The 19,113-nt window shown below is 63.7% G+C and carries 14 protein-coding genes; all 14 read right to left on the minus strand.

Going from position 1 to position 19,113, the window contains the following annotated elements; translation table 11 throughout:
• Positions 1-76 precede the first annotated feature (76 nt).
• On the minus strand, positions 77-673 hold the full coding sequence (tspR, locus tag QRN70_RS21525) for a type III secretion system genes modulator TspR (protein ID WP_187678526.1): 597 nt from the start codon (positions 671-673) through the stop codon (positions 77-79).
• Between the two features lie 62 nt (positions 674-735).
• Positions 736-3,516 (minus strand): hybrid sensor histidine kinase/response regulator, encoded by a 2,781-nt coding sequence (locus tag QRN70_RS21530; RefSeq protein WP_285419906.1) that lies wholly within the window; start codon positions 3,514-3,516, stop codon positions 736-738.
• 99 nt (positions 3,517-3,615) lie between these two features.
• On the minus strand, positions 3,616-4,911 hold the full coding sequence (gene purD, locus QRN70_RS21535) for a phosphoribosylamine--glycine ligase (protein ID WP_285419907.1): 1,296 nt from the start codon (positions 4,909-4,911) through the stop codon (positions 3,616-3,618).
• A gap of 153 nt (positions 4,912-5,064) precedes the next feature.
• A complete protein-coding gene (purH, locus tag QRN70_RS21540; protein WP_085711227.1) occupies positions 5,065-6,672 on the minus strand; it encodes a bifunctional phosphoribosylaminoimidazolecarboxamide formyltransferase/IMP cyclohydrolase in 1,608 nt (535 codons plus the stop codon).
• Between the two features lie 82 nt (positions 6,673-6,754).
• Positions 6,755-7,075 (minus strand): DNA-binding transcriptional regulator Fis, encoded by a 321-nt coding sequence (gene fis / locus QRN70_RS21545; protein WP_003186237.1) that lies wholly within the window; start codon positions 7,073-7,075, stop codon positions 6,755-6,757.
• Positions 7,072-8,082: a tRNA dihydrouridine synthase DusB gene (dusB, locus tag QRN70_RS21550; RefSeq protein WP_285419908.1), complete on the minus strand. Its 1,011-nt coding sequence runs from the start codon at positions 8,080-8,082 to the stop codon at positions 7,072-7,074. Before dusB ends, fis begins: the two co-directional genes overlap by 4 nt.
• 185 nt (positions 8,083-8,267) lie before the next feature.
• Positions 8,268-9,566 (minus strand): DUF3426 domain-containing protein, encoded by a 1,299-nt coding sequence (locus tag QRN70_RS21555; protein ID WP_285419909.1) that lies wholly within the window; start codon positions 9,564-9,566, stop codon positions 8,268-8,270.
• A gap of 30 nt (positions 9,567-9,596) precedes the next feature.
• Positions 9,597-10,475, minus strand: a complete 879-nt coding sequence (prmA, locus tag QRN70_RS21560) for a 50S ribosomal protein L11 methyltransferase (protein ID WP_285419910.1) — start codon at positions 10,473-10,475, stop codon at positions 9,597-9,599.
• A 257-nt stretch (positions 10,476-10,732) separates the two neighbouring features.
• Entirely contained in the window at positions 10,733-12,091 is a 1,359-nt protein-coding gene (gene accC, locus QRN70_RS21565; protein ID WP_285419911.1) for an acetyl-CoA carboxylase biotin carboxylase subunit, read from the minus strand.
• Positions 12,092-12,108: 17 nt separating this feature from the next.
• On the minus strand, positions 12,109-12,570 hold the full coding sequence (gene accB / locus QRN70_RS21570) for an acetyl-CoA carboxylase biotin carboxyl carrier protein (protein ID WP_285419912.1): 462 nt from the start codon (positions 12,568-12,570) through the stop codon (positions 12,109-12,111).
• 48 nt (positions 12,571-12,618) lie between these two features.
• Entirely contained in the window at positions 12,619-13,071 is a 453-nt protein-coding gene (gene aroQ / locus QRN70_RS21575) for a type II 3-dehydroquinate dehydratase (RefSeq protein WP_285419913.1), read from the minus strand.
• Between the two features lie 132 nt (positions 13,072-13,203).
• Positions 13,204-14,958 (minus strand): protein-disulfide reductase DsbD, encoded by a 1,755-nt coding sequence (locus QRN70_RS21580; protein WP_285419914.1) that lies wholly within the window; start codon positions 14,956-14,958, stop codon positions 13,204-13,206.
• A 143-nt stretch (positions 14,959-15,101) separates the two neighbouring features.
• A complete protein-coding gene (locus tag QRN70_RS21585; RefSeq protein ID WP_285419915.1) occupies positions 15,102-17,048 on the minus strand; it encodes a methyl-accepting chemotaxis protein in 1,947 nt (648 codons plus the stop codon).
• A gap of 51 nt (positions 17,049-17,099) precedes the next feature.
• Complete coding sequence (gcbA, locus tag QRN70_RS21590; RefSeq protein ID WP_285419916.1) at positions 17,100-18,770, minus strand: diguanylate cyclase GcbA; 1,671 nt, start codon at positions 18,768-18,770, stop codon at positions 17,100-17,102.
• Positions 18,771-19,113 lie beyond the last annotated feature (343 nt).

Genomic DNA, 19,113 nt, shown 5'->3' on the forward strand with positions numbered 1-19,113 from the left:
GCCTCCGCTCTGAGCACGCCTGCTGTGCGTTGAAGCAAAAAACGCCGACCCCCGCGTCGGCGTTTTTCATGGGCGATCACGGCACCAGGTAGCCTTTGACCCCGGTGAAGATGATCTGCGCCGCCAGGGCGCAGACGAACAGGCCCATCAGCCGGCTGACGATCTGCAGGCCCTGGTCGCCGAGAATCCGTTCGATGCGGTTGGACAGGTAGAGCACCACGCCGACGGTGAAACTGGCCAGGGCGATGCTCATGATCGCGGTGAGCTTGTCGTCCCAGTGCGGCTGGCTGACGCCCATCACCAGCAGCGCGCCGATGGTGCCGGGGCCGACCGTCAGCGGAATGGTCAGCGGCACGATGGTCACGTCCTGCTGCACATTGTCCGATTGCACCACCGACTTGCCCTGGGCCATGCCCAGCGCGGAAATGAACAGCACGCTGCCGGCGCCGATGCGGAAGGCATCCACGGTGATGCCGAACACGTCGAAAATCACCCGCCCGAACAGGTACAGGAGGACGCTGGACACCAGCGTGGCAATCGCCACTTTCCACGCCAGGCGTCGCTGTTCCTTGCGCGAATAACCGCGGGTCAGGCTGATGAAACAGGACAACACGAAGAACGGGCTGTAGAGCACCAGCATCTTCAGGTAAACGCTGAACAACACATGGAGCATGGTGCAGGCTCACTGGCGAGGGAAGTCGTGGGGCAGTCTATCAGGCGCTGTGGCCTGTCGGTTCACGACGGTTGGGTCGTGGCGCGATTCTGTTGATCGCGCTGCGCCACCCAGTGTTCGATCAGCTCGCGCAGTTGCGACAGCTCCACCGGTTTGGCCATGTGCCCGTCCATGCCGGCCTGGCGGGCGCGTTCCTTGTGCTCGGCAAGGATGTGCGCGGTCAGCGCCACGATCGGCGTGCGCACGCGCTGGTTGCCCACTTCCCAGGCGCGCAGCTGCTGGGTCGCGGAGAAACCGTCGAGGATCGGCATCTCGCAGTCCATCAGCACCAGGTCGTAGCGCTGGGCCTTCATCGCCTGCAAGGCTTCTTCGCCGTTGCTGGCGGTGTCCGGCTGCAGGTTGAGCTTGCCGAGCATGCCGCGGATCACTTTGGTGGAAATGGTGTTGTCTTCGGCAACCAGGATGCGGAAGTCGCTCGGCACCTTGACCGCCGCCGTGGCCGGGTTGGCAACCTGCGGCTGGAACACCACCTGGCCGCGATTGCGCTGGGCCAGTTCGTCGGCGAGGGTGGTCTTGAGCGTGTAGCCGGCCACCGGTTTGGCGAGGATGCGCTTGATCCCCGAGTTGCGCGCGATGATCTTGCTCGGGGCGTTGCTGATGCCGGTGAGCATGATCAGCAGGATGTCGTGGTTGAGGCTCGGGTCTTCCTTGATCTTGGCCGCCAGTTGCATGCCGGTCATGCCGGGCATGTTCTGGTCGAGCAGGACAATGTCGAAGTAGTCGCGCAGGTGCGCCTTGGTCCGCAGCAGGGCCAGCGCCTCTTTGCCCGACGGCACGGCGCTGACATTCAGGCCCCAGGCGCTGCACTGTTGCACCAGCACCTTGCGGCAGGTGTCGTTGTCGTCGACCACCAGCACGCGCGCGCCTTGCAGCGGGCCGTCGAGGTCGGAGGTCGGGTGCTCGAGGCGATCGGGGTCCAGCGGCAGGGTCAGCCACAGGGTGCTGCCCTGGTTCGTGCCGCTCTTGATGCCGAATTCGCCCTGCATCAGGCGGATCAGTTGCCGGGCGATCACCAGGCCGAGGTTGCCGCCCAGGCGGTTGGCCGAAAGGAAGTGCTTGCTGTGCAGTTCGGCGTGCATCAGTGCGTCGCGTTCTTCCTGTTCCATCGGCTGGCCGCTGTCCTGCACGGCAATGCGCAGGCGCGGCTTGCTGCTGCGCTCGTCGAGGGCTACCACTACCAGCACTTCGCCTTCGTCGGTTTTCTTCAGGGCGTTTTCCAGCAGGCTCAGCAGGGTCTGGCGCAGGCGCGTCGGATCGCCGCTGATGACCCGCGGCACCTGCGGCTGGATGAAACTGATCAGCTCGACGTTCTGCTGCTCGGCCTTGGCCCGGTAGATGCTCAGGCAATCATCGATCAGCGCGTTGAGGTCGAACTGCACGTCGTCGAGTTCGATCTGCCCGGACTCGAGCTTGGAGATGTCGAGAATCTCGTTGATCAGGGTCAGCAGCTCGTTGCCGGCGCTGTGGATGGTCTGCACGTAATCGCGCTGCTTGACCGACAGTGGCGTGCCCAGCAGCAGTTCGGTCATGCCCAGGACTCCGTTCATCGGCGTGCGGATTTCATGGCTGATCTTGGCCAGGAACTCGGCCTTGGCATTGATTTCGGCGTTGCTCGCGGCGAGGTCGCGGCTGATGCTGAAACGGCTTTCGGTGATGCTGCGCTGGCGCTCGCCGAGGGCGATGCTCATCAGCAGGCCGCTGATGCAGATGAAGCCCATCAGGGTCATGATCAGGCCCTGCGGCGCGACCAGGGTCAGGCCGAGCAGGGCCGGCAGGATGATCAGCGTGCCGATGTTGAACACCACCATGGCAGCGACGAACAGGCGCGCCGGGCGGTAGCCTTTCTGCCAGTGATAGAAGCCGACCAGCAACATGCTCAGGCCCGCGAGTGCGACCAGGGCGTAGGTGATGATGTTCAGCGGCAGGGTATTGACGAACAACAGCAGCAGGCTGCAGATCACGATGAACAGGATGTCGCCGAGCAACAGTTTGTTCAGCGGGTGCGCACCGAGCGGGGCGAAGAAGCGGTAGGCGAACATCAGCCCCGCCGGTGCGGTCAGCAGCAGGGCCAGGTAGGCGCCCGGGGTCTGGATCGCGTGCCAGTTCGGCAGCCACGGCCCGGCGAGGTTGAGCAGCAGCAACAGGCTCAGGCTCAACAGGCCCTCACACACCGCCAGCCACAGGCTGCTGCGCGAGCGGGTGTAGGCGTAGCGGATCAGGTTGTGCAGGATCAGCATGGCCAGGCAGCCGAACAGCAGGCCGTAGAGCAGCGTCTGGTTCTGGCTGGCTGCGCTCATCACCGCCGACTGCAGGGTGATGTAGGGGCGCAACTGATGGTCGGACACCAGGCGCAGGTAGACGTCCAGGGCCTTGTCGCTCTGCGGCAGCGGCAGCATGAAATCGCTGCTCGGCAGCGGCCGTTCGGATTGCGGCTGGGTGGTGCCGGTTTCCCGTTGCTCGACCAGCCGGTCGCCGTCCAGCACATACAGGTTCAGGTGCGACAGGTCGGGAGCGAAGATGCGCAGCACCTGTTCGTGCTTGCCGGGATTGAGCTTGAAACGCAGCCACAACGCGCCATCGGGCTCGGCCGCGGTGAGGCGGTCAAGGTCGACGGGGCTGAATTGATTGGTGTAGCGGGGGGAGCGGATATCGCTCAGTTGCAGATTGCCCTGATCGTCAAGCAATACCGCCCAGCCACTGCCTTGCGCGGCCTGGGCCGGGAGCGTGCAGAGCAAGGTCAACAGCGTGACGGTGAAGCCTATGGCAATCCTGAGCCAGCGCACGGCGAAATCCCTTCGTAGGTTGAAGCCAGAATATAACGATGCGCGGCGCCGGAACAGCCCGGCGAGGGACGGCATCCCGCGCCGGACGTCATCGACAGCCTACTCCTGGGTTTCGCCACGTTCACGGGCAATGGCGCGGTAGCCAATGTCCTTGCGGTAGAAGCAGCCTTCCCAGTCGATCGCGGCCGCCAGCTTGTAGGCTTGCTGTTGAGCGGCGCCGACGCTGGCGCCCATGGCGGTGGCGCAGAGTACGCGACCACCGGCCGTCACCACGTTGCCATCCTTGAGCGCGGTACCGGCGTGGAAGACCTTGCCTTCCAGGCTGGCTGCTGCATCCAGACCGTTGATCGCTGCGCCCTTGGCATAGTCGCCCGGGTAGCCGCCAGCGGCCAGGACGATGCCGACGCTCGGACGTGGGTCCCACTGTGCTTCGACCTTGTCCAGCGCCTGCGCCAGAGCCGCTTCGACCAGCAGCACCAGGCTCGACTGCAGACGCAGCATCACCGGTTGGGTCTCCGGGTCGCCGAAGCGGCAGTTGAACTCGATGACTTTCGGGTTGCCGGCCTTGTCGATCATCAGCCCGGCGTACAGGAAGCCAGTGTAGACGTTGCCTTCCTCGGCCATGCCGCGCACGGTCGGCCAGATCACCTGGTCCATCACGCGCTGGTGCACGTCGGCGGTCACTACCGGGGCCGGGGAGTACGCACCCATGCCGCCGGTGTTCGGGCCGCTGTCGCCGTCGCCAACGCGCTTGTGGTCCTGGCTGGTGGCCATCGGCAGGACGTTCTTGCCGTCGACCATGACGATGAACGAGGCTTCTTCGCCGTCGAGGAATTCTTCGATGACCACGCGCGAACCGGCATCGCCGAACGCGTTGCCGGCGAGCATGTCGCGCACGGCGTCTTCGGCTTCGGCCAGGGTCATGGCGACGATCACGCCTTTGCCGGCGGCCAGGCCATCGGCCTTGATCACGATCGGCGCGCCTTTTTCACGCAGGTAGGCCAGGGCCGGCTCGATCTCGGTGAAGTTCTGATAGTCGGCGGTCGGGATCTTGTGGCGCGCGAGGAAATCCTTGGTAAAGGCTTTCGAGCCTTCCAGTTGCGCGGCACCGGCGGTCGGACCGAAGCAGTCGAGGCCGCGGGAGCGGAACAGATCGACCACGCCGGCGACCAGCGGCACTTCCGGGCCGACGATGGTCAGGGACACGTTTTTCTCGGCGAAGTCGGCCAGTTGCTCCAGGGCCAGCACGTCGATGGCGACGTTTTCGCACTTGGCTTCGATGGCGGTACCGGCGTTGCCCGGGGCCACGAAAACCTTCTGCACACGCGGATCCTGCGCCACTTTCCAGGCCAGGGCGTGTTCACGGCCACCGCTGCCAATGATCAAAACATTCATTTCAAAAACCTCGGATGACGCTAATTCTGTTGAGCATCGCAGAGATGCTTTTCTGTGGGAGCTGGCTTGCCAGCGATGCAGGCGACTCGGTTGATCAGTCAGGCCGAGGAGATGCTATCGCTGGCAAGCCAGCTCCCACAGTGGATCGTGTACTTAGTGACGGAAGTGGCGCATGCCGGTAAAGACCATGGCGATGCCGGCTTCATCGGCAGCAGCAATGACTTCAGCATCACGCATCGAACCACCTGGCTGGATCACCGCGGTGATACCGACCTTGGCCGCATTGTCCAGACCGTCGCGGAACGGGAAGAACGCATCCGATGCCATCACCGAACCGGCGACTTGCAGACCGGCATGTTCAGCCTTGATCGCGGCGATACGCGCGGAGTTGACGCGGCTCATCTGGCCGGCGCCGACGCCGATGGTCTGACGGTTCTTGGCGTAGACGATGGCGTTGGATTTGACGAACTTGGCCACTTTCCAGGCGAAGATCAGGTCGTGGACTTCCTGTTCGGTCGGCGCGCGTTTGGTCACCACTTTCAGGTCGTCGGCGCCGATCATGCCGATGTCGCGACTCTGTACCAGCAGGCCGCCGTTGACGCGCTTGTAGTCCCAGGCCGGCACGCGGTCGGCCGACCACTCGCCGCAGGCCAGCAGGCGCACGTTGGCTTTGGCAGCGACGATGGCGCGGGCTTCTGCGCTGACGCTCGGGGCGATGATCACTTCGACGAACTGACGCTCGACGATGGCCTTGGCGGTCTCGGCATCCAGTTCACGGTTGAAGGCGATGATGCCGCCGAACGCCGATTCGGTGTCGGTGGCGTAGGCCAGTTCGTAGGCCTGGCGGATACCGCCCTCGGCGTCCGGGCTGACGGCCACGCCGCATGGGTTGGCGTGCTTGACGATCACGCAGGCCGGCTTGACGAAGCTCTTCACGCATTCCAGCGCGGCGTCGGTGTCGGCCACGTTGTTGTACGACAGTTCCTTGCCTTGCAGCTGGGTGGCGGTGGCGATACCGACCTCGGCCGGTTTGGCTTCCACGTAGAACGCCGCGCTCTGGTGCGGGTTCTCGCCGTAGCGCATTTCCTGGGCCTTGATGAACTGGCTGTTGAAAGTGCGCGGGAATTCGCTGCGACCTTCGGTGCTCAGGGTCTCGGCAGCCTGGTTCACGGTGCCCATGTAGTTGGCGATCATGCCGTCGTAGGCGGCGGTGTGTTCGAACGCCTTGAGCATCAGGTCGAAACGCTGGGCGTAGGTCAGGCCGCCGGCCTTGAGGTTTTCCAGGACGTTGGCGTAATCGCTGGCATTGACCACGATCGCTACGTCTTTATGGTTTTTCGCCGCCGAACGGACCATGGTCGGCCCGCCGATGTCGATGTTCTCGATGGCGGTCGGCAGGTCGCAGCCTGGCTTGCTGATGGTGGCTTCGAACGGGTACAGGTTGACTGCCACCAGGTCGATCGGCTTGATGCCGTGCTCGTTCATGATGGCGTCGTCGATACCGCGACGACCGAGGATCCCGCCGTGGATTTTCGGGTGCAGGGTTTTCACCCGACCGTCCATCATTTCTGCGAAACCGGTGTAATCCGCGACTTCCACTGCGGCCACGCCGTTGTCCTGCAGCAGCTTGAAGGTCCCGCCGGTGGAAAGGATTTCCACGCCCAGGGCTTCCAGCTCCCTGGCGAATTCGAGGATCCCGGTCTTGTCGGAAACGCTGATCAAGGCGCGGCGGATCGGCAGGCGGGTAGTCTGGTCGGTCATCTCAATTTCCATCAAAAGCAAAGGAAGTCAGCAAAAAAGGCGACCGGTTTTACGCGGGCGCCTTTCTGGTTTGATTGAATGCTTACAGCAGATCGTACTGCTTGAGTTTCTTGCGCAGCGTGCCACGGTTGAGTCCGAGCAGCTCGCTGGCCTTGGTCTGGTTGCCCTTGACGTAGTTCATCACGCTTTCGAGCAGGGGAGCCTCGACTTCGGAGAGCACCAGGTTGTACACATCCGTGACGGCCGCGCCCTCAAGGTGGGCGAAATAATTGTGCAGCGCCTTCTCGACACTCCCGCGAAGGGTCTGGCCTTCTTCGCTCGGTGTATTGAGGTGCTGTTTCAAATTCACGTTGTCGCTCACGGGTGTTGTTCCACTCACTAAAGTCTCGGTCATCATCGTCATGCGGCCACCCCTTCTCCGTCCCCTGTCAGGCTCTTGTAACGCTCGGCGAAGAACTCCCGAACGTTGGCGCATTGTGTTTCCGTACCATCCAAACGATTGAAACGGGCGCGAAACTCCCTGGCGCCCGGCAGGGTTGCGAGATACCAGCCCACATGCTTTCGAGCGATGCGTACGCCCATCACGTCCCCATAGAAAGCGTGAAGGGCAGCCAGATGCTCTAGCAGAATGCGTTCCACCTCGACCAGCTCCGGCGCCGGCATCATTTCGCCGGTACGCAGGAAGTGCTCGATCTCACGAAAAATCCATGGCCGCCCCTGGGCCGCCCGGCCGATCAACAGGCCATCGGCACCGGTCGCGTCGAGCACGTAGCGGGCCTTTTGCGGCGAATCGATATCGCCATTGGCAAATACCGGAATCGACACCGCCTGCTTGATCGCGGCAATGGTGTCGTACTCGGCTTCGCCGGTGTACAGATCGGCGCGGGTGCGGCCATGCACCGCCAACGCCGTGATCCCAGCCTGCTCGGCGATTTTCGCCACATTCAGGCCGTTCTTGTTCTCGCGATCCCAACCGGTGCGGATCTTCAGCGTGACCGGCACATCGACTGCCGCCACCACGGCGTGCAGGATCTCGGTCACCAACGCTTCATCCTTCAACAGGGCGGAACCGGCGGCCTTGTTGCAGACCTTCTTCGCCGGGCAACCCATGTTGATATCAATAATCTGTGCGCCCAGCTCGACGTTGGCCCGGGCCGCCTGCGCCAGCATCTGCGCGTCGCCACCGGCAATCTGCACCGAGCGCGGCTCGGGATCGCCTTCGTGGATCATGCGCATGCGCGACTTGCGGGTGTTCCACAGGCTCATGTCACTGGTGACCATTTCCGAGACTACAAGCCCTGCGCCCAGACGCTTGCACAGCTGACGAAAGGGCTGGTCGGTGACGCCCGCCATCGGGGCGAGGATCAAGCCGTTCTGCAATGTATATGGGCCGATGCGTACCGCCGACATAGGACTTCCCTGAAGTGGGGCCGGATCATGAGAGTTCGAAAAAGGGTTGGCATGATACCCGCTCTCGATGACTGGATAAAGGCTGAATTGAACAAAATCTGAACAGTTATTCTGTTATTGCCAGAGGTTTGGTCGTGAGGGACAAAGTCAGAAAACCGCCGTCAATCGCCGAGCGGTGGGGCACTTCACTCGGGTGAGTGGAAACTCAGACTGTAGTTCACCGCTTTCGGCCCCGGGTCGAGGATGTCCAGGGCAATGTGGATCGGCGTCTGCGGTGGCATTTCCGCCATGCCTTCGAGATCGCCGTTGAGGTACTCGCCGGGCTTGAAGCGCCGACTGGCGATCAAGTGGCCGTTGAGGTCGGCGAAGCGCAGCTCCAGCAGCGGAAACGGCTGCGAGAACGGCGCGCGGTTGTAGATGATTGCGTCCACCACCAGGGCGCCGCTGAATTCCGGGTGGCTGCGCACCACCAGGTTGCTGCTTTTGATTTTGCCGATGTCGACCTTGGACGGCACGGTGCAGCCGATCTGCGGGCACAGCTGCTGGAACCACGGACGGTACTGATCCTGGCGCGCCAGCTCATCGAAGTGATAGGCAATGTATTGCCCGCCCAGGCCGCCGGCCGCCAGCAGGATCAGCAGCAGCCAGAGCAGGCGCCGGCCCCAGGGCGAACGGCGCTTCTGCCAGTCCAGCTGCAGCGGGTCGTCGGTCAGGTCCTGCAGTACTTCGGCGCGTTCGCGTTTCTTGCGCGGCGCCTCGATCGCTGGCAGGTCGTCATCGAGTGCTTCGCTGGCCGACAGGCGTTCGTGACGGGCGGCGGGATCAATCGGATCGTGCAGGCGCAGGTGCGGGATCGGCGGCTCGTCATCGAGGTCGACCGGTTCCAGCGACAGCGAGGGTTCGGTGCGCTCCGGCTTGCCGGGCTCGGGTTCGAGTACGTGCGGCTCGTCGTCGGGCTCGATGTCGTGGTCGTGGTCGTCCGCGGGCGCGCTGAACAGGCTGTCCGACCAGGGCGCGTCTTCCGCCTCATGGCTGTCGCGGCGTGCGCTCAGGGCGTCTTCGCGGGGCCGGCCGAATTCGGTGGTCGGCTGGATTTCCCGTTGTTCGAGGCGTGCCAGCTCTTGGTCCAGATCCAGGCTGTCCAGATCCAGTTCGGTGGCGCTCCATTGCTTCTGGCTGATGGCGCGCGGCGCGGCTGGCGCTTCGGTCATGCCCGGCTGCTCGGCGGCGGGCAGCGGCCGGGCGATCACCGGGGGAGGCGCCAGTGCCGACGCTTCGCTGCCGGCCGCCGGTTGCACCACGGGGGTTGCCGGGGTCGTGACCGAGTCCTTGCCGGCGCGTTGCTCGAGCAGCTGCTTGGCTGCGTTGAACACTTGCAGGCAGGAGCCGCAACGAACCACCCCGCGGGCCACACTCAACTGAGCGTGGCTGACACGGAAACTGGTTTGGCAATGCGGGCACTGGGTGACGAAGCTGTCGGTCATGCGGCGATCCGGATTGAGCAGGCGGTCATTCTAGCGCCGACGGCCGGTGATGCGCACCCAGCCATCGCGATTGGCGATCGGGTCGAGATCGAAGTCCTGCGCATAGGCGGCGGCGACTTCGTCACCCTGTTCGGCGAGGATCCCCGACAGCGCCAGACGCCCGCCGGACTTGACCAGGCCGGACAGTTGCGGCGCCAGCGAGACCAGCGGCCCGGCGAGAATGTTGGCCACCAGCACATCGGCTTTGACCTGCGGCAGGTCTTGCGGCAGGTACAGCGGGAACAGTTCGTCGGCGATGTTGTTGCGTCCGGCGTTATCGCGCGAGGCTTCCAGCGCCTGCACGTCGATGTCGGTGCCGACCGCTTCTTTCGCGCCGAGCAGCAGGGCGGCGATGGCCAGAATCCCCGAGCCACAGCCGAAGTCCAGCACGTGGCAGTCTTTCAGGTCCTGACCGTCGAGCCATTCCAGGCACAGCGCGGTGGTCGGGTGGGTGCCGGTGCCGAACGCCAGACCCGGGTCCAGCAGCAGGTTGACCGCGTCCGGTTCCGGCGCGGCATGCCAGCTCGGTACGATCCACAGGCGCTGGCCGAAACGCATCGGCTGGAAACCGTCCATCCAGCTGCGTTCCCAGTCCTGGTCTTCGATGACTTCGCTGTGATGTTCGGGCAGCGGGCTGCCGGTCAGCAGCTCCAAGTGCGCGAGCACCGGGGCCGGCTCGGTGCCGCCTTCGAACAGGGCCAGCAGGTGGGTGTGCGCCCACAGCGGGGTGGTGTTGAGTTCCGGCTCGAAAATCGGCTGGTCTTCGGCGTCCATGAACGTCACCGAGACGGCGCCCACTTCGAGGAAAGCGTCTTCGTAGGTTTCGGCTTGTTCCGGGCTGATGGCCAGACGTACTTGCAGCCAAGGCATGGCGGGCACCTTTGAAAAAATATGATTGCAGCCTAGCGGCCAGCGAGAAGCGCGCAAGTTTACGCGAGCGCGCGCGGTTTGTGGGAGCTGCATTGCACCCTGTGGGAGCGAGCCTGCTCGCGAAAGCGCTGTGCCAGACAAATAGATGTATCTGATACGGCGCTTTCGCGAGCAAGCCCGCTGCCACAGGGGAAATGTGAAATGTGCAGAAACAACAAAGCCGCCCGAAGGCGGCTTTGTCAGGTGCGGGCCAGCGCTTAGTGCTTCTCGCCAGCCAGCTTGTGCTCGAGGTAGTGAATGTTCACGCCCCCTTTGCAGAAGCCTTCGTCGCGGGTCAGGTCACGGTGCAGCGGGATGTTGGTCTTGATCCCGTCGACCACGATTTCGTCCAGGGCATTGCGCATGCGGGCCATGGCTTCGTCGCGGGTCGCGCCGTAAGTGATCAGCTTGCCGATCAGCGAGTCGTAGTTCGGTGGCACTGCATAACCGCTGTACAGGTGCGAATCGACGCGAACGCCGTTGCCGCCTGGGGCGTGGAAATGCTTGACCGTACCCGGGCTCGGCATGAAGGTTTTCGGGTCTTCGGCGTTGATCCGGCACTCCAGCGAGTGACCGCGGATCACCACGTCATCCTGGGTGTACGACAGCTTGTTGCCGGCGGCGATGCTGAGCATCTCCTTGACGATGTCGATACCGGTGACCATTTCCGAAACCGGGTGCTCCACCTGAACACGGGTGTTCATTTCGATGAAGTAGAAACGACCGTTCTCGTACAGGAACTCGAAGGTGCCGGCGCCACGGTAGCCGATGTCGATGCACGCCTTGACGCAGCGGGCGAGAACTTCCTGGCGAGCCTGCTCGTCGATGCCCGGTGCCGGCGCTTCTTCGAGAACCTTCTGGTGCCGGCGCTGCAGCGAGCAGTCGCGGTCGCCCAGGTGGATGGCGTGGCCCTGGCCGTCGGACAGTACCTGGACTTCGACGTGGCGCGGGTTGGTCAGGAATTTTTCCAGATAGACCATCGGGTTGCCGAACGCCGCGCCCGCTTCGGAGCGGGTCAGTTTCGCCGAGGCGATCAGGTCTTCTTCCTTGTGCACCACGCGCATGCCGCGACCACCGCCGCCGCCAGCGGCCTTGATGATCACCGGATAGCCGACTTCACGACCGATGCGCAGTGCCGTTTCCTCGTCTTCCGGCAGCGGGCCGTCGGAACCTGGAACGGTTGGCACACCGGCTTCGATCATCGCGTGCTTGGCCGATACCTTGTCGCCCATCAGGCGAATGGTTTCGGCTTTCGGGCCGATGAAAGCGAAGCCGGAGTTCTCGACCTGCTCGGCGAAGTCGGCGTTTTCCGCGAGGAAACCGTAGCCTGGGTGAATGGCGGTGGCGCCAGTCACTTCAGCGGCAGCGATGATGGCCGGGATGTGCAGGTAGGACTGAGCGGCGGAAGCCGGGCCGATGCAGACGGATTCGTCTGCCAGACCCAGGTGCATCAGCTCTTTGTCGGCCTTGGAGTAAACGGCGACGGTCTTGATGCCCATCTCTTTGCAGGCACGCAGAATCCGCAGGGCGATCTCACCGCGGTTAGCGATCAGAACTTTTTCCAACTTCGCAGTCATCAAAGGCTCTCCGCAGTTCAAACGATGGTGAACAGCGGTTGGTCGTACTCAACCGGCTGGCCGTCTTCGACGAGGATGGATTCGATCACACCGCTGGTTTCAGCTTCGATGTGGTTCATCATCTTCATGGCTTCGACGATGCACAGGGTGTCGCCTTTCTTCACGGTCTGGCCGACTTCAACGAAGGCTGGCGAGGTTGGCGAAGATTTGCGGTAGAACGTACCTACCATCGGCGAACGCGCCACGGTGCCGTTCAGTGCTGGCGCTGCAGCGGCAGCCGGCGCGGCGGCAGCGGCTGGAGCAGCGGCGGCGGGTGCGGCGGCCGGAGCCTGCATCGGCGCCGGAGCGTAGTACTGCTGCGCCGGGGTCTTGCTGTGACGGCTGATGCGTACGGACTCTTCGCCTTCCTTGATCTCGAGCTCGTCGATGCCGGACTCTTCCAGCAATTCGATCAGTTTCTTAACTTTACGGATATCCATGAATCATCAACTCCCAAGGGTCGGTCAGGGGCGTTTAACGCTTGTAGTTCAAGCTTTTGCCTGGCTTTCAAGCTGCTCTAGTGCAGCCTCCAGGGCCAGTCGATAACCGCTGGCGCCAAGGCCGCAGATCACTCCCACCGCTACGTCGGAGAAGTAAGAGTGATGGCGGAAAGGTTCGCGTTTGTGCACGTTGGACAAATGCACTTCGATGAATGGGATGCTCACTCCCAGCAGCGCGTCACGTAATGCGACACTTGTGTGTGTAAAAGCTGCTGGATTGATCAGAATGAAATCCACCCCTTCGCCGTGTGCGGCGTGGATGCGGTCGATCAATTCGTACTCGGCATTGCTTTGCAGATACAGCAGATGATGGCCGGCTTCGCGGGCGCGGCGCTCCAGATCCTGATTGATCTGCGCCAGGGTCGTCGACCCATAGGTGCCCGGTTCGCGGGTGCCAAGCAGGTTCAGGTTGGGGCCGTGCAGCACCAGTAGCGTTGCCATCTGCGTGTTCCTTGTTATGAGTGAGCCTTCGTCAGAACCCGGCGACTATGCCGCAAAGACTTTGTGACTGTCCAGTTCTCTGCAATAGCCAGCACGATGACCGATGTTTGCGCAAAATATGTGACCGAGTGATTAAATCGAGTCATTCGCCGTGGCGACACGTTCGGCGAAGTCCGCGGCGTTGATTTCGCCGATCACCCGCACTTCACGTCGTTCACCGCCGTCCTTGCCGAAGAACATCAGCGCCGGCGGGCCGAACAGGTTGTAGCGGTCGAGCAGGGTGCGCTGTTCGGCGGTACTCGCGGTGATATCGAAGCGGATCAGCCGATAACCCTGGAGTCGCTCGACGACGGTGGCGTCATTCAGCACTTCGTGTTCGAGCACTTTGCAGCTGATGCACCAGTCGGCGTACCAGTCGAGCAACAGCGGGGTGCCGGCGGTTTTTGCCTCCAGCAGCACGCGGTCGAGCTCGGCCGGGGTGCTGACGGTCTGCCATTGGCCGCTGGTCGGCGCCGCCGGAGTGCTGTGGACGAGGCGTGGCGCCAGCGGGTTGAACGGATCGCTCTGGCCGCTGAAAGCGCCGAACCAGCAGGCCAGCGCATAAAACAGCAGGAACAGCCCAAGCAACTGGCCGAGGCGCTTGCGCGGTGGCTTGTAGACGAATTCCAGCGCCCCGAGAAACAGCCCGACGCCAGCGGCCAGCAGGCCAATCAGCAGCAGCGTGACCTGCCCCGGCAGCACGCGGCTGAGCAGACCGATGGCCAGTCCAAGCAGCAACACGCCGATGGCATTTTTCACGTACAGCAGCCATGGCCCGCTTTTCGGCAGCCAGGCCGCGCCACCCGTGGCCACCAGCAGCAGCGGTGCGCCCATGCCCAGGCCGAGCATGAACAGCTTGAGGCCGCCACCGAGGGCGTCGCCACTGGCACTGATGTACAGCAGCGCTCCGGCCAGCGGTGCCGATACACACGGGGACACCAGCAGGCTCGACACCACGCCGAGCACTGCCGCGCCCCACAGCGAGCCGCCTTCGGTGCGCCCGGCGATCCGGTCGAGACGGCTGCTGATGAAATGCGGCAGTTTCAGCTCGAAGACACCGAACATGGCCAGGGCAAACACCGCGAAAAACAGCGCGAACGGCACCAGCACCCAGGCCGATTGCAGCCGCGCCTGCAGATTCAACTGCGCCCCGAACAGCCCCATCAAGGCCCCGAGCAAGGCGAAACAGGTCGCCATCGGCAGCACGTAGGCCAGCGACAGGTTGAAGCCGCGCAGCCCGCCAACCTGGCCGCGCAGCACCACCCCGGAAAGAATCGGCAGCATCGGCAGCACGCAGGGGGTAAAGGTCAGACCCAGGCCGGCGAGGAAGAACAGCGCCAGATCGCGCCAGTCCCACGCTGGGGTCGATGCCGGCGCGGTGGCCGTCGAGCCGCTGCCGTCGATGTTCAGGCGTTCGGTCTGCGGTGGATAGCACAGGCCCTTGTCGGCGCAGCCCTGGTAACTGACGACCAGGGTCAGGGCGCGTGGATCATGGCGCGGCAGCTCGACGTCGAGAATGCCGTGGTAGACCTCGACATCGCCGAAATACTCATCGTGCTTCTGCTCGCCCGCGGGCAGTTGCGCGGCACCGAGGCTGACCTCGGCCGGCTCGGCACGGAACTGCAGGCGATGACGATAGAGGTAGTAGCCCTCGGTGGCGACGAAACGCAGTTTGATCGACTGCGGCGTGCTGTCGACCAGGCTCAGCTGGAACGCTTCGCCCACCGGCAGGAAGTCGGCGCTGTTGTTGACCGAGCCCAGCGTGGCGCTGGGTTGGTTGTCGAACAGCCCGGCAGCGTGGGTCGGCAGGGCGAGGACGAGGAACAGCAGGCAGAGCAGACGGCGCATGACAATCTCGCGTAGCAGGGGTGCGCGCATGATAACTGAGCCGGGCCGCGGCTGTAGGCGTGTGATCCCGTGAAAGGTCACCAGTACAGGATCGCGGCCGCGCTTCGCGCCTACTGGGAGCTTGCAGCGTCTGAGGTTTGGCTTCAGACACGGAAGGCTTGTACGGCCGTGTGCAGCTGGCCGCCGAGCAGCAACAGGTTTTCGCCCTGCTCGCGGCCTTCGCCGATGCGCAGCAGGTTGGCGCCGCCCAACTGGTGAATGCGCTCGCTGTGATCGCGGATTTCACTGACCGCGCCGCTCTGCTGGGCGGTGATGTCGGCGATGCGGATCGCGGTTTCGGAAATGGTCTGGATCGCGCCGACGATCTTGTCCAGCGCGCCGTCCGCCGATTGCGCCTGATTGGCCGTGGCTTCGGCGTGTTCGACCTGGGCGCGCATGCCTTCGACCGATTGCCGCGCAGCGGTCTGCAGGCCGGCGATCAGCGTCTGGATCTCGGCCGTGGCCCCCGCGGTGCGTTGTGCCAGCGAGCGCACCTCTTCGGCCACGACCGCAAAGCCGCGGCCCATTTCCCCGGCCCGGGCCGCTTCGATGGCGGCGTTGAGCGCCAGCAGGTTGGTCTGGTCGGCGATCGAGCGGATCACCGTCAACACGCCGCCGATGGTTGCCGACTCTTCGGCCAGGTGCTCGATCATCTGCGCATTGCCCTGCACCTCGCCAACCAGCGCATGCAGACCGGTGAGGCTCTGGCCGATGACTTGCTGCCCGTGTTCCACCGCCAGGCCGGCATGGCGACTGGCGTCCGCCGCCTGCCGTGCATCGCCGGCGACTTGCTGGATGGTCGCTTCCAGTTCGCCGAGGGAATCGCGGATCAGCGCGGTGTCCCCGGCCTGGTGTTCGGCGCCGCTGTGCAGGTCGTTGCTCAGCTCGGCCAGGGTGCGGCTGCTGCCCGCCACTTGTTCGGCATTGCTGCGAATGGTGCCGACCAGATCCACCAGATAGGCGCGCAGGCGATTGAGCGAGGCTTCGATGTCGTGCAGCTCGCGGTTGGTCTTGCCCAGGTGAATGTCGTGGCTGAAGTCGCCCTCGGCCCAGGTCGACAGCGCCGGCGCCAGGTTGGTCAGGGTGCGGGCCAGGCGCCGCTGCAAGGTGTCGATCAGCAATGCGATGAGCAGGATCAGGCCGATCATCACCCCCTGCATCAGCCGCACTTCGCCCTGGATCTGCCCGTGCTGAGCGCGCACCACCGGTTCGAGGCCGGCGATGGCTTGCTGCACTGCGGCGATTTTCAGGTGGGTGGCGCTGCTCAGGTCCGTGCGTTTCTGGATTTGCTCGCGGGTCCGCGCCAGCTCCGCCGGGTAGCGCCCGAGCAGGCTGTTGAGTTCGCGCTTGAGACCGACGCCGGCATCTTCGGCGACGGCCTTGGTGCTGCTCTCGATGCCCATCATCGCGGCGAAATCGTCGCTGCCGGATGCATTGGTGGCGACCACGCCGAGCAAGGGCAGGGCGTCCAGTGCTTCGGCCTGGGTGCGGATATTGCTGACTTCGCGCTCGACATCGGCGGCCAGTTCGCTGCGCCCGCTGCTGACCAGTTTGTCCCGCGCCAACGACAGTTTGCCCAGGTGCTGGGCGGCGTTGAGCAGCGGCGTCAGATAGGCCGCGTTGCCATTGGCGTAGGTACTGAGCTGATCGAGGCTGGCGCTCAGTTCGCGCTCGGCCTGCACCAGCAGCGCCTGCGGGTCGCCGGCCAGTTTGCCGGCGGCCAGCAGGTCGGTCTTGCTGAAGTCGTCGAGGCTCGACAGGCTCGGGCGCAGGGTGTCGGCCAGCGCTGGCGGCAGTTCGCCGAGTTCTTTCTGCAGGCCGTCGATGGCCTGGCTGGCACTGCTCAGGCGCAGGGCGTCGCCACTGGCGAGGTAGTCCTCGACATTGCGCGCGACCTCATTCTGGAATTGCTGCGACAGGCCCAGGTAACGCTCCATCAACAGATACGGGCGTTCCAGGGCTTTTTGCGACCACCACAGCGTGGCGCCAAGGGCCACGCATACGGCGACCAGTAACAGCGTGTTGAGATTGGTGAGCAACTTCAGGCGCATGACGGCTACCAACGGCAGAAATGGTAAGCGCCTGAATTTATTGCGGTTCTGTTACAGGGTTATGACCGAATCGGTGGATTCCGATGAAAAAGTGGCACTTTGCTTTGAGTCGCGCGCCGTCTGCACGCGATTGCGTCCGGCACCCTTGGCACGGTACAGCGCCTCGTCGGCCTGGCTGGCCATCATCAGGCTGTCGGAGTCGTCGCGCATCTCCACCACCCCGGCACTGAAGGTGCACCAGAGGTCCTGCGGTTGCGCCGGATAGTGAATCTCGGCGAAGCGCTGGCGGATCTCGTCGAGGACTTTGTGCGCCGCTTCGATATCGGTGTCGGGCATGACGATGGCGAACTCTTCGCCGCCGTAACGGCCGATGAAGTCGGTCTTGCGCAGGCGTTGCTTGAGAAACAGCGCCAGGCTCTTGATGACTCGGTCGCCCATCGGGTGGCCGTGGCTGTCGTTGACCCGTTTGAAGTGGTCGATGTCGAGCATGGCAAAGCTCAGCGGCTTGTTTTCGCGACGGGCGCGGAACGAGCAGTCCTCGAGCAATTGCAGAATGTGCGTGTGGTTGTACAGGCCGGTGAGGCTGTCGCGAACCATCCGCGCCTTGAGATTGCGTGCGCGGGCAGCGCGGTTGCGCACGGTGGTAATCAAATGACGCGGCTTGATCGGCTTGGTCAGGAAGTCATCGCCGCCCTCGCTCATGGCGTCGAGCTGCTTGTCCAGGTCGTCTTCGGCCGACAGATAGATGATCGGCACGCTGACGTAGCGGTCGTTATGACGGATGACCTTGGCCAGCTCGGTGCCGGTGCAGGCCGGCATGTACATGTCGAGGATGATCAGGTCCGGCTGGAAATCCGCCAGCTCGGCCATGGCCTGGATCGGTTCGATCAGGGTGCGGGTGACGATCCCGGCGCTGTTGAGCAGGCGTTCGGTATGCAGGGCCTGGGCGCGGGAGTCGTCGATGATCAGCACTTTATAGGGTTCGTACTGGGCGACGCAGGTCAGGACTTCGATCTTCTCCAGCAGGCTCGAGGCTTCGAGGGTGCCGGTGAGAAATTCGCGGCCGCCGGCGCGCACGGCGGCGAGGCGCGTCGGCGTGTCGGTTTCATGCAGGCTGAAGAACAGCAGCGGCAGCGGTTCTTCCAGGCCTTGCTGGGCTTCGGCGGCGAGCTTCAGGCCGACACCGGGGGCACTGAAGTCGACGTCCATGACGATCGCCGCCGGCAAACGCTCGACCATCGACGAGCGAAACGCCGCGACGCTGTCCAGTGCCTGGGCGCTGAGGCCGAAGAATTCCAGTTGCTTGGCCAGGCGTTCGGCGCGGTCGTGATCCTGCAGCATCACGTAGATCGGTTTGCGCAACGGTGGCAGGAACGTCTGGTCGAGCTGGTCGCCGTGGCGCAGGCCGGTGCGCGACAGACGCTGCATCAGGCGATTGAGGTCAGTGATCAGGCCGCTGCTCAGGCGCCCGCGATTGGCATCCACCGCGTCCAGCGACTGGCTGATGTGATGGGCCAGTTGCGTGTGCTCGGGTTGTTCGAAACGCTCGGCAAAACGCAGCAGGCGCAGGTTGGCCTCGCTCAGTTCGGCGAGGTCGGCAGTGGACCACTCACTGCGTTGCAGGCGCTGCCATATCTCAAGAATCTGACGTGCCTGATGAATTACCCGCTGGGCAAAGTGGTGCTTGAGGCGCTCACGGCTGGGGTCTTCTGGCTCGGTCATATCCTGACTACTAGTTAGGGTGCATGCTGAGATCGACTGGTGGCTCTATGCTAGCACCTCTTTTCCCTTACATGAGTGTCGCACGTCAATAATCTGCGGTCGGAGATCATTCAGTTTTCGACCGGTCAGTGCTGAATTCGACCTGCTCGTCGCTCTCGTGCCCGGGAACCGGGCGCTGGCCGCCAGGGCGATGTTCAGCCGCGTGAGTTTTCCCCGCTCTGTACATCACTGCGCTGAATGAGCCTGGCGGTGTTTGCCCGCGTCTAGCGGGAGTGTTTGCGGGGCGGCAGCTATCGGGGAATCCCCTACAATCTCCGGATGCGTCATGCGCCGGCACGATTTG

The sequence above is a fragment of the Pseudomonas sp. efr-133-TYG-5 genome (assembly GCF_030209175.1).
Classification (GTDB): Bacteria; Pseudomonadota; Gammaproteobacteria; order Pseudomonadales; family Pseudomonadaceae; genus Aquipseudomonas.

What these genes read in the sequence shown, in the direction of transcription:
- QRN70_RS21585 (WP_285419915.1), bottom strand. Translation starts at nt 17,048, where the DNA reads ATGCGCCTGAAGTTGCTCACCAATCTCAACACGCTGTTACTGGTCGCC.
- QRN70_RS21580 (WP_285419914.1), bottom strand. Translation starts at nt 14,958, where the DNA reads ATGCGCCGTCTGCTCTGCCTGCTGTTCCTCGTCCTCGCCCTGCCGACC.
- QRN70_RS21555 (WP_285419909.1), bottom strand. Translation starts at nt 9,566, where the DNA reads ATGACCGACAGCTTCGTCACCCAGTGCCCGCATTGCCAAACCAGTTTC.
- tspR (WP_187678526.1), bottom strand. Translation starts at nt 673, where the DNA reads ATGCTCCATGTGTTGTTCAGCGTTTACCTGAAGATGCTGGTGCTCTAC.
- gcbA (WP_285419916.1), bottom strand. Translation starts at nt 18,770, where the DNA reads ATGACCGAGCCAGAAGACCCCAGCCGTGAGCGCCTCAAGCACCACTTT.
- prmA (WP_285419910.1), bottom strand. Translation starts at nt 10,475, where the DNA reads ATGCCTTGGCTGCAAGTACGTCTGGCCATCAGCCCGGAACAAGCCGAA.
- accC (WP_285419911.1), bottom strand. Translation starts at nt 12,091, where the DNA reads ATGACTGCGAAGTTGGAAAAAGTTCTGATCGCTAACCGCGGTGAGATC.
- dusB (WP_285419908.1), bottom strand. Translation starts at nt 8,082, where the DNA reads ATGTCGGCGGTACGCATCGGCCCATATACATTGCAGAACGGCTTGATC.
- fis (WP_003186237.1), bottom strand. Translation starts at nt 7,075, where the DNA reads ATGACGATGATGACCGAGACTTTAGTGAGTGGAACAACACCCGTGAGC.
- aroQ (WP_285419913.1), bottom strand. Translation starts at nt 13,071, where the DNA reads ATGGCAACGCTACTGGTGCTGCACGGCCCCAACCTGAACCTGCTTGGC.
- purD (WP_285419907.1), bottom strand. Translation starts at nt 4,911, where the DNA reads ATGAATGTTTTGATCATTGGCAGCGGTGGCCGTGAACACGCCCTGGCC.
- accB (WP_285419912.1), bottom strand. Translation starts at nt 12,570, where the DNA reads ATGGATATCCGTAAAGTTAAGAAACTGATCGAATTGCTGGAAGAGTCC.
- purH (WP_085711227.1), bottom strand. Translation starts at nt 6,672, where the DNA reads ATGACCGACCAGACTACCCGCCTGCCGATCCGCCGCGCCTTGATCAGC.